Raw genomic sequence first — 12,822 nt, 5'->3', positions numbered from 1 at the left:
TGGGGGCACGCCGGGAGGAGGGCCGCACCGCCGTACGAACATGCGTGCCCGCGCCGGCGCCCGCACCCCGGCGCGGTGAGAGGCGGGGGCGTGCCCCGGGCGGCTCGATCCGCCCGGCCACACGGGCCCGACGAGCGTCCGGCTCGGACGACCCCGGCTGCGGCGGGCCCACCCCGCTGCCTTGAGGGCGACGGCCAAGGCCGCCCTCCCCGGCCTTCGTGTGCGCTCATTTCACATGCGCGTACAACTAATGTCCTTGACACCTTCCCCGGCCGACGGCATAGGTTGAAGCGGTAACCACTGGACGGGTGGAGGCCCTGATGCGCGTACGTGACGCGGCACCGCACGGTGCCGGCGCGGGTACGTGGCTGATCACCCGGCGGCATGTCGACTACTGCCGTACCGCCTCCGCCGTCTGTCCTTCCGTACGCGTCTGACTCCCGTCGGCCATCGGGCCGGCCGTCTCGTCGTGCCTTCGGAAGGAACACCCCATGTCCGGCCCTGCCCTGCGCCTCGCCGTCGAACTCGACGGCGACGGCGCCCATCCCGCGGCCTGGCGCCGCGCCGCGCACTCTCCCGACCATCTGCTGACCCCGCGCCGGGTGGCCCGGGTCGCCGCCGCAGCGGAGAACGCCGGGTTCACCCTCCTCACGCTCGACGACGGGGCCCTCCCGCCCGCCGCCGCCCCCGACACGGTCGGCCGGATCGGCGCGGTGGAGCGGGCCGCGTTCATCGCCGCCTCGACGAGCGTCGTCGGTGTCGCGCCGGTCGTGGCCCTCACGTACGCCGAACCGTTCCATGTCTCCAGCCAGTTGGCGTCCCTCGACCACGTCTCCGTCGGGCGCGCCGGGTGGGTGGTCGGCGAGGAGGCGAGGCCCGAGGCGGCACGCGCCTGGGGCCGCCCCCTCGTCGACGGGGCCGCCGCCCGGGCGCGCGAGTCCCGTGACGGAGTCGAGGCGGTACGCGCGCTGTGGGACTCGTGGGAGGACGACGCCGTCATCCGTTCCGTGGCCACCAGCCGGTATCTCGACCGTGACCGGCTCCACTACGTCGACTTCACCGGCGACACCTTCACGGTGAAGGGACCGGCGATCGTGCCCCGTCCCCCGCAGGGGCAGGTCGTCGTGCTCGGCCGCCCTGGCACGGTGCCCGCCGAGCAGCTCGACGTGGCCCTCGTGTCGGGCCGTGACCTCGCCGCCGTCGCCGCGGCCGTCGCCGGAGCCGGGACGCCCCGGACCTTCGCCGAGATCGAGGTCGCCCTCGACACCGCGCACGCCACGGCCGAGGAACGCGTCGCCGACCTCGAACAGCACGCACCCTGGGCCGATCGCGGACGGCTGCGCCACATCGGCTCCGCCGCCGGACTCGCCGCGCTGCTGGAGCGGCTGCGGGGCGTCGTGGACGGCGTGCGGTTGCGTCCGCTGGTGCTGGACGAGGACCTGCCGGAGCTGTCCCGGCTGGTCCTGCCGCATCTCTTCGAACGACGGTACGCGGTCCGGCCGTTGCCCGGCGCCTCCCTGCGCACCCACCTGGGCCTGGAGCGGCCCGCCAACCGTTACGCCACCACGGCGGCCCAGGCAGGGGAGGGGACCCGATGACCCGCACCGATCCGCTCGACGTCCCCCGCCCCGACGCGCAGGTGCACCTCGGGGTCTTCTTCCAGGGCGTCAACCACTGGACCATCTGGTCCGACCAGGCCAGCGGTAGCCAGATCGACCCGGCCAGCTTCCGGCAGGTGGCCCGGACCGCCGAACGGGGCCTGTTCGACGCCTTCTTCCTCGGGGAGGGGCTGCGGCTGCGCGAGGTCGACGGGAGAATCCACGATCTCGATGTCGCCGGGCGCCCGGACGCCATCACCCAGCTCGCCGCCCTGGCCGCCGTCACCGACCGGATCGGCCTGGTCTCCACCTCCAACACCACCTTCAACGAGGCCCCCGACCTCGCCCGTCGCCTGTCCGGCCTCGACCTGCTCTCCGAGGGCCGCGCCGGCTGGAACGTGGTGACCACCGACAACGCCTGGACCGGGGAGAACTTCCGCCGCGGCGGCTACCTCGACCACGCCGACCGGTACACGCGCGCCGAGGAGTTCCTCACCGTGGCCCGCGCCCTCTGGGACGGCTGGAAGGACGGTGCCGTGTCCGGATCGCCCGGTGCCTCCGCCTGGGCGGCGCCCGGATCCGTCCGGCAAGTACGCCACCGGGGGCCGCAGTTCGACGTGGACCTCGCGCCCACCCTGCCGCGCTCCCCGCAGGGCCACCCGGTGATCTTCCAGGCCGGCGACTCGGGTGAGGGCCGGGACTTCGCCGCCCGCAACGCCGATGTCATCTTCTCCGCGCACGGCAACGACTTCGACGACGCGCTGGCCTTCGCCGAGGACGTCCGACGCCGTCTGGTGGCCGTCGGCCGGCCCGGGGACGACCTGCGCATCCTCCCCGGTACGGAGATCATCATCGGGGCCACGGAGGAGGAGGCGCAGGAGAAGAAGCGCTGGATCCGCCTCCAACAGGTCACCCCCGCGACCGCGTTGGGCATCGCGGGGCTCCTGTGGAACCGCGACCTGTCCGACCGTGACGCCGACGGGCCGCTGCCGAAGGAGGATCCGGTCATCGCCGAGAACGACGGTTCCTTCGGCGCCCGCCGCATCGCCGACCCGCGCAAGGTGGTCGCCAAGTGGCGCGAGAAGGCCGAGGCGGGCGGCTGGTCGCTGCGTGAGACCGTCATCGCCCTCGGCCCGCAGCGCGGCCACGTCGGCACCCCCTCGGGCCTCGCGGACCGGTTCGCCCACTGGGTACGGCACGGCGCGGTCGACGGTTTCAACGTCACGCCGTACCTGATCCCCGACGGCCTCGACGACATCGTCGACCTGCTCGTCCCCGAACTGCAGGAGCGCGGCGTCTACCGGACCGCGTACACGGGGACCACGCTGCGTGACCATCTGGGCCTGCGTGAACCTCTCACCCGCCGCTCCACTACGGCCGGTCGGCGCGTGGGCTGATCCGTCTCGGGCGCCCGGCCGGGCCGAATCCCTCGGCGCCGCCATTCCCCGCCATTCGCCGCCACGGCGGAATGCGTGCGTCCGGAGAGGGAATGCGGGGGGCCGGGCTCCGGACGTGTGAAAGGAGGCCGTGGGGAGAGGCGTCTGAGGGGAGAGTCGTCCGTGGGCAGCGGTGTCCGTGGGTAAAGAAGTCCGTGGGCAAAAGACTCTCGTCCTGCCCGGTCCCCGCGCCGGTCGATCGAACCAGGAATTCGACACCATTTCCGCCGCGTGCGGCGACATCGCGTCGCGAATCGCTCTCCTCCTCGGCCCGTCAAGGCCCTTTCGCTTGGCGTCGCCATGAGCCACGAGACAACTGACCATATTCATAAGGCAGGTTGCCTCAGCCGGCCGCTCGGAACGTCCGCAGCCGCAGGGAGTTTCCCACGACGAAGACCGAGGAGAAGGCCATGGCGGCCCCGGCGATCATCGGGTTCAACAGGCCGGCCGCCGCGAGCGGCAGGGCGGCCACGTTGTAGGCGAAGGCCCAGAACAGGTTGGACCGGATGGTGCCGAGCGTGCGGCGGGCGAGGCGGATGGCGTCGGCCGCCGCGCGCAGATCGCCCCGTACGAGGGTCAGGTCGCCGGCCTCGATCGCGGCGTCGGTGCCCGTGCCCATCGCCAGCCCGAGGTCGGCCCGGGCGAGCGCGGCCGCGTCGTTGACACCGTCGCCGACCATCGCGACCGACCGGCCCCGGGCCTGCAGGTGCTTGACGACGTCGACCTTGTCCTGGGGCAGCACCTCCGCGATCACGTCCTCGTCGGCGATACCGACCTCGCGGGCGACGGACTCGGCCACGGCCCGGTTGTCGCCGGTCAGCAGGATCGGCGTGAGGCCGAGCGCGCGCAGCCGGGTGATCGCCTCCGCGCTGGTCTCCCTCACCGCGTCGGCGACTGCGAGGACCGCGCGGGCCTCGCCGTCCCAGGCGACCACGATGGCCGTACGCCCGGACGCCTCGGCCTGTGCCCGCGCCCGTGCCAGGCTGTCGGGCAGCTCCATGGCCCAGTCGCTGAGGAGCCGTTCGCGGCCGACGAGGACCGCGTGGCCGTCGACGATCCCTCGCACACCGAGGCCGGGTACGTTCGCGAAGTCCTCGGGCGTGGGCAGGGGGCCGATCCGGTCCAGCGCCGCCCCGGCGACGGCACGGGCCACCGGGTGTTCGGAGGCGTGTTCCAACGCGCCCGCCAGCCGGAGGACTTCGGCCTCGTCGGTGCCGTCGGCGGGGTGCACGGCCAGCAGGGTCATGCGGCCGGTGGTGACGGTGCCGGTCTTGTCGAGGACGACGGTGTCGACCGCGCGCGTGGACTCCAGCACCTCGGGCCCCTTGATCAGGATGCCCAGCTGGGCGCCGCGCCCGGTGCCGACCAGCAGCGCGGTCGGCGTGGCGAGCCCCAGGGCGCAGGGGCAGGCGATGATCAGTACGGCGACGGCGGCGGTGAACGCGGCCGTGAGCCCGGCGCCGTTGCCGAGCCAGAACCCGGCGGTGCCCAGGGCGAGTGCGATCACGACCGGTACGAAGACGGCGGAGATCCGGTCCGCGAGTCGCTGGGCCGAGGCCTTCCCGTTCTGCGCGTCCTCCACCAGCTTCGCCATCCGGGCCAGTTGGGTGTCGGCGCCGACCCGGCCGGCCTCGACGACGAGACGGCCGCCGGCGTTGACGGTGGCACCGGTGACCGGGTCGCCGGCCACGACCTCCACGGGCACGGACTCGCCGGTCAGCAGGGACGCGTCCACCGCGGACGAGCCCTCGACGACCGTCCCGTCGGTGGCGATCTTCTCGCCGGGGCGCACGAGGAAGCGGTCGCCGACGCTCAACTCGGCGACGGGGACCGTCCGTTCGCCGCCGTCGGGCGTGAGGACGGTGACGTCCTTCGCGCCCAGCTCCAGCAGGGCCCGCAGGGCCGCGCCGGCCTTCCGCTTGGAAAGGGCCTCGAAGTAGCGTCCGGCGAGGACGAAGGCGGTCACCCCGGCCGCGGCCTCCAGATAGATGCTCCCGGCGCCGTCACCCCGGACGATGGTCAGCTCGAAGGGGTGTGTCATGCCCGGCGTGCCCGCCGTCCCGAGGAACAGCGCCCACAGCGACCAGCCGAACGCGGCCAGGGTGCCGAGGGAGATCAGGGTGTCCATGGTGGCGGCACCGTGCCGGGCGTTCGTCCACGCCGCCCGGTGGAAGGGCCACCCGGCGTACGTCACCACGGGGGCCGCGAGGGTCAGGGACAGCCACTGCCAGTACGCGAACTGCAGCGCGGGAACCATGCCCATCGCGATGACGGGGACGGCGAGAACCGCCGCCGTGACCAGCCGCTGCCGGAGCGGCAGCAACGCGTCGCCCTCCGCCCCTGCGGCGCTCCCGGGCTCGGCCCGCGCGGTCGGCGCGGGCTCCCGTGCCGTGTACCCCGTCGCCTCGACGGTGGCGATCAGGTCCCGTACCGAGACGTCGTCCGCGTAGCTGACCTTCGCCTTCTCGGTGGCGTAGTTGACCGTGGCCGTGACGCCGTCCATGCGGTTCAGCTTCTTCTCGACCCGGGCCGCGCAGGAGGCGCAGGTCATGCCGCCGATGGTGAGCTCCACCTCGGCGGTGGCCCCGGTCCTGGTGATGGTCATGGCTGCTCCTCGTACCGCGGGGGCGGCTTGTGGATCGTATACGGGGTGGGGGTATTCTGTAGGTTGTTTCTGTATACCCCTATGGGGTATCGATGGCAAGTCGCTCCCGCCGCTTGACTCGATACCCCTAGGGGGTATTGTGAGCTGTGTGAACACCCGCCCCTCGAAGGAGACGGCCATGAACACCGGACTGAGGATCACCGCGTTCGCCGCCGCGCTGGCCGCCACGTTCGGCACCGCCTACGGCGTGGGCAGGGGTGTCGACCGCGTCGTCCCGGACGCCGCGGAGGCGGCCGGGAGCCATGAGAGCGCGCCCGGCCGCCACGGCGGTCACACCGAGCAGTCGCCGAGGCCCGGAAAGGGCGGAGGCGGCAACGCCCCGGCCGCGGCCGGCGGACTGCAGATCTCCGCAGGGGGCCACACCCTCGACCTGCGGACGCCCGGCGTCACCGCCGGGCGGCGCACCGACCTGCGGTTCGTCGTCCGGGACGAGAACGGCCGCGCCGTCACCGCCTACCAGCGCGAGCACGACAAGGAACTCCACCTCATCGTCGCCTCACGCGACCTGGTCACCTACCGCCATCTGCACCCCACCCGCGCGGCCGACGGCACCTGGAGCACCCCCGTCGACCTTCCCGAGGCGGGCGGCTACCGGGTGTTCGCCGACTTCACCCCGGCCGGCAAGGACGCCGAGAACCTCACGCTCGGCGCCGACCTCGCCGTCTCGGGCGTCTACAAGCCGCACAAGCTGCCCGCGCCGAGCGACACCGCCGAGGTCAACGGCTACGAGGTCGAGCTGGACGGCGGCCTGCGCCCGGGCGCCGCGAGCGAACTCAGGCTCAAGGTCTCCCGTGACGGCAGGCCCGTCACCGACCTCCAGCCCTACCTCGGCGCCTACGGCCACCTGGTCGCCCTTCGCTCCGGCGACCTCGCCTACCTGCATGTGCATCCGGGCGGCGAGCCCGGCGACGGCACCACCGCACCCGGCCCGGAGGTGTCCTTCACGGCCACCGCGCCGAGCGCCGGCGCCTATCGCCTGTTCCTCGACTTCAAACACGAGGGAAAGGTCCACACGGCGGCGTTCACGGTCCGCACGGGCACCGCTGACGCGCCCGAGGAGACGCCCGAGGAGACGCCCGAAAGCCCGGCCGGCCACTCCCACTGAGCAGCGGTGACACCGGCCCCCGCCCGCTCGGACCTACACGCCGTCGCCCGTCACCACCGGCGGGCGCCGCTCCCCGACTCGCGTCGCCCGCTCGAAGGCGTGCCCGGCCTTCAGGACGGACCAGTCCCGCCGGTGCGGGCCCACGATCTGCAACCCGACCGGCAGGCCCCGCGGGGTGAACCCGGCCGGGACGGACAGGGCGGGGCAGCCCGTGACCGAGATCAGGTACGCCGAGCGCATCCAGTCGAGATAGGTCTCCATGGGGGTGCCGTCGATCACCGTCGGGTAGGCCAGCTCGATGGCGAAGGGAGCGACCTGGCTGACCGGCAGCAACAGCAGGTCGTACCGCTCGAAGAACTCGCGGACCCGGTGGAAGAGTGCACCGTGCAGCGCCTGCGCCCGCCCCAGGTCGGGTCCGCCGAGCCTGCGGCCCTCCTCGATGTTCCAGATCACGTCCGGGGCCAGCCGGTCGCGGTGGGCGTCCAACAGCGGCCCGTAGGAGAGTTCCACCTGCCAGGCCCGCTGGGCGAGGAACACCTCGTCGGCGCCGGTGAGGTCCGGGCAGGCCTCCTCGACGTCGCAGCCCAGTGCGGCGAACGTCTCCGCCGCCGGGCGCAGCGCCTCCCGTACCTCCGGGTCGACGGGCACCCGTCCGCCGAGATCGGGTGACCAGGCGACCCGCAACCCCTTGAGGCCGCCGTCGAGTTGCCAGGCGAAGGTGGAACCGGGCGTCTGCAGGGAGCGCGGGTCGCGGGGGTCGGGCCCGGCCAGCACGGACAGGGCCAGGGCGACATCCGCCACGGTCCGGGCCATCGGCCCCTTCACCGACAACTGGCCCCACGGCGCCTTGTCCGGCCAGGACGGCACCCGGCCCGGCGACGGACGCAGCCCGACGACGTTGTTGAAGGAGGCGGGGTTGCGCAGCGAACCACCGGTGTCGCTGCCGTCGGCGAGGGGCTGCATCCCGCACGCCAGGGCGGCGCCCGCCCCGCCGCTGCTGCCGCCCGCGCTGCGGGACAGGTCGTAGGGGTTGCGGGTGGCCCCGAACACGGGGTTGACGGTATGCGAACCCAGGCCCAGTTCGGGGACGTTGGTCTTGCCGAGCGTGATCGCCCCCGCCTTCCGCAGCCGCTCGACCACCAAGTGGTCACGGTCCGGCACCCGGTCGGCGAAGATCGGTGAACCCGACGTCGTCCGGATACCGGCGGTGTCGTGCAGGTCCTTGTGCGCGACGGGCAGCCCGTGCAGCGGGCCGACCCGCTCCCCGGCGGCCATCCGGTCGTCCGCCTCGGCCGCCCGCTCCAGCGCACGCTCCGCCACCAGCGTCACGATCGCGTTCACCGCCGGATTGACCTTCTCGATCCGTTCCAGATGGGCCGTCATCACCTCCCGCGCGGACAGCTCGCGGCGTGCCAGCGCGACGGAGAGTTCGTACGCGGTCCGGAAGCACAGGTCGTCCGTCTCGTCCGCGTCGCCCGTGGGGTTCACGGGGTACGGCGTGGGGTGGTCGACGAGATGGTTCACGAGGTGGTTCACGCCCCTCCCAGGGAGTCCTTGAGCTGGACGGCCGCGAGCACTCCGAAGAGCACGAAGGACCCGCCCAGCAGTACGTTCGAGTTGATCGGGTTGCGCAGCGCCGGCTCCACGCCCCGGCGGTTGAGCAGCACCAGCAGCGCGCCCGCGAGCAGCGGCAGGATCAGCGAGCCGACGGCGGCGTAGGTGAGCACCAGGGACACCGGCCGGCCCAGGAAGGTGACGGCGACCGCGGCGAGGGCGCAGTAGAGGAGGAAGGCACGGAACGGGCCGCCGTTCTGCGCGATGTGGGGTTCCGCCTCGGCGTCCGGGATGCCGCGCACCGCGCGCAGCGAGTCGGCGAGCAGGTAGCACAGACCGTTGAAGCCGCCGACGAGGGCGCTCAGGGTCACCAGGAAGAACGTCCCCAGGAACAGCACCCGTGCCACCGACCCCAGATCGGCGCCGAGCGGATCGGCGAGCGCGGCGAGACCGTCGCTGCCGGTGATGCTCCCGCCCGTCCCGTACAGCAGCCCCGTCCCCACCACCGTCGTGCACAGCACGAACAGCAGCGTCACGCCGTAGCTCAGGGCCGAGTCCGCCCGCACGAGCCGCAACCGGCTCCGGTCCGCCCAGCCCTTCTCGCGCACCCAGTAGCTGTACGAGGCGATCCCGGCCGTCCCGCCCACCCCGCCGACCAGCGCCAGCACCGTGACCACGTCGCCCTCCGGCAGCCTCGGGCGCAGTGTGCCGAGCAGGCCGGGCAGGTCGTCGGCGGTGGCGAGCGTGGCCACCGCGAGAACGGCCATGCCGAGGAACTTGGCGAGCATGAAGACGCTCATCACCCGTTCGAACACCGTGTACCGCCCGACGTACACGATCGCGGCCGCCGCGAGCGCGATCGTCACGCCGACGGGCCTGACCGGCAGCACGGGGAACAGCGTGGACAGCGCCAGGGACGCCACCGAGCTGAGCGCGGCCCCGTAGAGCAGGCCGATCACCAGGACGAACAGCAGGAACGCCGCCGGGAGCCAGCGGGCGGCCGACCTCAGGCTCCCGATCACCGTCTGCCCGGTCGCCAGATACAGTCGGCCCACCGCCTCGGTGAGCGCGTACTTCAGCGCGACACCGATGACGATGGCCCACATCAGCGCCATCCCGTGCCCGGCGGCGCCGGCGAGCGAGGTCACCATGTCGCCCGCGCCCACACTGGCGGCCGCCAGCACCAGGCCGGGTCCGAGGAGCGTCCACCGGTTGCGCCCGGTGCCGGCCGGCCGCGTCGGCATCGGCGCCGGTGCCGACGCGGTGGGGTCGGCGGCCGGGGAACGTGGGGGACTGCCTGGAGTCGCGGTCACGTCGACCATCTCCGTATGTCGGGGAGTCACGGGAGTCGGGAGTCATGGGCTCGTGCGGGCCGAGGGGGGCGGAAGCAGCGGGGGAGGGGGACGGTGGGCCGAGGGGAGGGCGGGCGCGCCCGCACGGCGGGGAGACCGTGCGGGACCGCGTGATTCCACTTCACGGCAGGCTGGGCCACGGCGACGGAACAGAACAAGAACCCCTGCGGAGTTGACGGAATCCGCCATAGGCTGGGGCCGATGGACGCACCGCAGACCGGCCCGGTGACGGATTCGCTGGACCGGCGCATCATCAGCGCGCTGCAGATCGACGGCAGGGCCGCCTGGCACCGGATCGCGGCGGCCCTCGGCGAGCCCGAACGCACTGTCGTGCGCCGGGGCACCCGGCTGCTGGAGACCGGTCTGGTGCGGATCGGGGCGATGGCGATGCGTGGCCGCAGCGTGGTCGTCGGCATCCGCTGCGCCCCCGGCCGGGCCCGGGTCACCGCCACCGCGCTGGCCCGTCGGCCCGACTGTGTCTTCGCCCATGTCCTCACCGGCACTCCGGACTGCCTCGCGGAACTGCGAGGGCCCCGCGAACGGCTGGCCGGCCTGGTGCTGGACGAACTCGCCGGGCTGCCGGGCGTGGTGGAGACCCGCACCCTTCCGGTGCTGCGCCACGTCCGCACGATCCGGGAGTGGCACGCGGGCCTGCTCACCGAGGACGAGATGGCCGCGCTCAGGTGCGAGGACCCCTCGCACGCCGCGTCACCGGCGGCCGATCCCCTGCCGGCCGACGGGGCACCGCCCGAACTCTCGCGCGCCGACCGGCTGTTGCTGCACGCCCTCGCCGAGGACGGGCGCCGCACGTACGACGAACTCGCGCGCGTGGCCGGTGTGTCGGAGGCCACCGCGCGACGCCGCGTCGGCGCGTTGCGGCGCGAGGGGAGGGTGCGCGTGCGCGCCGTGATCGAACCGGCCGTGCTCGGACTGCCGGTGGAGGCGGTCCTCCGGGTCCGTACGCCCCCGGCCGAGGTGGACTCCGTGACGACAGCCCTCGCCGCGTCCGCCCACGTCCGCTACGCCAGCTTCGTCACCGGCGAACGCCAGCTCCTCGTCCTCACCGCGTTCCCCGACGAAGCCGCGCTCCACGACTTCGTCACCCGCTCCTCATGGCTCCCCGAGGTGGCGTCGATCGACATCGCCCTCGTCCTCACGACCCTGAAGCGGGGCGGACTGCCGGCGCCCTGGCTGCAGGACTGACGCAGCGCGCCGGCCGCCTGACCGGCAGGGCGCAGCGACTCCCTGCCACCCGACCGGCCCGGCCCCTGGCGGGCCCCAGCCTCCGGGCCTCGTCCTTTGTCCTCAGCGCCCGCACTCACGCGATGACGACCCTCACCCCGGCCTCCTCGAACCGCCGGACCGTCTCCGGTGCCGCCGCCGTGTCCGTGACCAGCGTGTTCACCGACGCGGTCGCGCAGATCCAGGCGAAGGCCCGGCGCCCCAGCTTGCTGGAGTCGGCCGCGACGACGACCCGTTCGGCACGCTCGCAGAGCAGCCGGTTGACGGCGGCCTCCGCCTCGTCGTGCGCGGCGGCGCCGTGGACGACGTCCAGGGCGACCACGCCGAGGACCGTCACGTCCAGGGTGATCCGGTCGAGCACACCGTCGGCGAGCGGGCCGACGAGTTCGTACGACTGGGCGCGGGCCACCCCGCCCGTCACCACGATCTTGAACTGCGGCCGCACGGCCAGCTCGCCCGCGATGTTGAGCGCGTTGGTGACGACGGTCAGCGCGGGCGCGCCGGACGACAGATCTCCCCGTACGGCCAGGGCCCGAGCGACCTCGGTGGTGGTCGTGCCGCCGGTCAGGCCCACCGCCTCGCCGGGGGCGACGAGGTCCGCCACCGCCGTCGCGATCCGTTGTTTCTCCGTGGCCCGGCGCGCCGTCTTGTAACGCAGCGGCAGCTCGTACGAGACGCCGTGCACGACCGCTCCGCCCCGGGTGCGGACGAGCATCTGCTGCTCCGCCAGCCCGTCGAAGTCGCGCCGGATCGTCGCGGGGGACACGCCCAGCTCGCCGGCGGCCTCCTCGACGTCCAGCCGCCCCCGCTCGACGAGCAGTTCGAGCAGCGTCTGCCAGCGGACGTCGCGGGACATGGGTCTCCTCCTGCTGGTCTGTTGCCATGTCATGCTTGAAGATGCTCGGAAGTCGACTATATCGTGCAGGAACACGCATGAGTCGTATGCCTTCTGGGGAGGGTGACCGCATGACCCACGTCGAGGACGAGCTGAACAGCCAGCCCGAGTGCTGGGCCCGCGTCGCCGCCGAGGCGGTGGAACACGCCGGGGTCCTGTCGGCGCCCGGCGAGCGGGTGGCGATCGTCGGCTGCGGTACGTCGTACTTCATGGCCCAGGCCGCCGCCCGCCTGCGTGAGCGGGCCGGCCAGGGGGAGACGGACGCCTTCCCGGCCTCGGAGTTCCCCCGGGGGCGGACCTACGACCGCGTCGTCGCCCTCACCCGCTCCGGCACGACCACCGAGGTGCTGGACCTGCTGGGCGTGCTGCGGGGCCGTACCCGCACGACCGCGATCACCGCCGACCCGGCCACCCCGGTGATGGCGGCCGCGGACGACGTCGTGATCCTCGGCTTCGCCGACGAGAAGTCCGTCGTCCAGACCCGTTTCGCCACCACCGCCCTCACCCTCCTGCGCGCCCACCTCGGCCTGCACCCCGAGGCGGCCGTCGCCGACGCGCGCGCCGCGCTGGCGGCACCGTTGCCCGAAGGGCTCGTCGACGGCACCCAGTTCACCTTCCTGGGCCGGGGGTGGACCGTGGGCCTCGCGAACGAGGCCGCGCTGAAGATGCGTGAGGCCGCGCTGGCGTGGAGCGAGGCGTATCCGGCGATGGAGTACCGGCACGGCCCGATCAGCGTCACCACGCGGTCCACGGCGACCTGGATGTTCGGCGAGGCGCCCGAGGGGCTCGCCGAACAGGTGCGGGCGACCGGGGGGACCTGGGTGCCGGGCGGGCTGGACCCGCTCGCCGAACTGGTCCGCGCCCAGCGGCTCGCCGTCGCCGTGGCCGCCGCCCGCGGCCTCGATCCCGACCGGCCGCGCCATCTCACGCGCTCGGTGATCCTCGACCCGAACGACCGCTGAAACAGGAGGAGTC

10 protein-coding genes are annotated in these 12,822 nt (G+C 73.5%); 6 read left to right on the top strand and 4 right to left on the bottom strand.

Annotated elements, in window-relative coordinates:
- The first annotated feature begins 320 nt into the window (after positions 1-320).
- Genes H4687_RS47990 through H4687_RS05700 form a run of 3 tightly spaced genes read left to right on the top strand, consistent with a single transcriptional unit; the run spans position 321 to position 2,995 of the window.
- A complete protein-coding gene (locus H4687_RS47990) occupies positions 321-437 on the top strand; it encodes a putative leader peptide (RefSeq protein ID WP_318787705.1) in 117 nt (38 codons plus the stop codon).
- 54 nt (positions 438-491) lie between these two features.
- Positions 492-1,598: an LLM class flavin-dependent oxidoreductase gene (locus H4687_RS05705; RefSeq protein ID WP_046917121.1), complete on the top strand. Its 1,107-nt coding sequence runs from the start codon at positions 492-494 to the stop codon at positions 1,596-1,598.
- Positions 1,595-2,995: an NtaA/DmoA family FMN-dependent monooxygenase gene (locus H4687_RS05700; RefSeq protein ID WP_046917122.1), complete on the top strand. Its 1,401-nt coding sequence runs from the start codon at positions 1,595-1,597 to the stop codon at positions 2,993-2,995. Before H4687_RS05705 ends, H4687_RS05700 begins: the two co-directional genes overlap by 4 nt.
- A gap of 382 nt (positions 2,996-3,377) precedes the next feature.
- Here H4687_RS05700 and H4687_RS05695 read toward each other — a convergent pair whose 3' ends face one another.
- Positions 3,378-5,639 (bottom strand): heavy metal translocating P-type ATPase, encoded by a 2,262-nt coding sequence (locus tag H4687_RS05695; RefSeq protein WP_046917123.1) that lies wholly within the window; start codon positions 5,637-5,639, stop codon positions 3,378-3,380.
- A 178-nt stretch (positions 5,640-5,817) separates the two neighbouring features.
- Between H4687_RS05695 and H4687_RS05690 the strand changes: the two genes are divergently transcribed.
- On the top strand, positions 5,818-6,804 hold the full coding sequence (locus tag H4687_RS05690) for a hypothetical protein (RefSeq protein WP_046917124.1): 987 nt from the start codon (positions 5,818-5,820) through the stop codon (positions 6,802-6,804).
- A 33-nt stretch (positions 6,805-6,837) separates the two neighbouring features.
- Here H4687_RS05690 and H4687_RS05685 read toward each other — a convergent pair whose 3' ends face one another.
- A complete protein-coding gene (locus tag H4687_RS05685) occupies positions 6,838-8,340 on the bottom strand; it encodes an amidase (protein ID WP_046917125.1) in 1,503 nt (500 codons plus the stop codon).
- Positions 8,337-9,680, bottom strand: coding sequence for an Nramp family divalent metal transporter (locus tag H4687_RS05680; protein WP_050398040.1), 1,344 nt, complete (start codon positions 9,678-9,680; stop codon positions 8,337-8,339). Before H4687_RS05680 ends, H4687_RS05685 begins: the two co-directional genes overlap by 4 nt.
- A gap of 231 nt (positions 9,681-9,911) precedes the next feature.
- On the opposite strand from H4687_RS05680, the gene H4687_RS05675 reads away from it, so the two are divergent.
- Positions 9,912-10,913, top strand: a complete 1,002-nt coding sequence (locus H4687_RS05675) for an Lrp/AsnC family transcriptional regulator (protein WP_050398039.1) — start codon at positions 9,912-9,914, stop codon at positions 10,911-10,913.
- 115 nt (positions 10,914-11,028) lie between these two features.
- On the opposite strand, the gene H4687_RS05670 is transcribed toward H4687_RS05675, so the two are convergent.
- On the bottom strand, positions 11,029-11,808 hold the full coding sequence (locus tag H4687_RS05670) for a DeoR/GlpR family DNA-binding transcription regulator (protein ID WP_046913892.1): 780 nt from the start codon (positions 11,806-11,808) through the stop codon (positions 11,029-11,031).
- Between the two features lie 110 nt (positions 11,809-11,918).
- Here H4687_RS05670 and H4687_RS05665 point away from each other — a divergent pair, with 110 nt between their 5' ends.
- Positions 11,919-12,809 (top strand): SIS domain-containing protein, encoded by an 891-nt coding sequence (locus H4687_RS05665; protein ID WP_046913891.1) that lies wholly within the window; start codon positions 11,919-11,921, stop codon positions 12,807-12,809.
- Positions 12,810-12,822: the final 13 nt, after the last annotated feature.

It is taken from the genome of Streptomyces stelliscabiei (assembly GCF_014873495.1).
GTDB lineage: Bacteria > Actinomycetota > Actinomycetes > Streptomycetales > Streptomycetaceae > Streptomyces > Streptomyces bottropensis.
The sequence above is the reverse complement of the archived record's forward strand: the minus strand, read 5'-3'. Positions and strand labels throughout refer to the sequence as shown.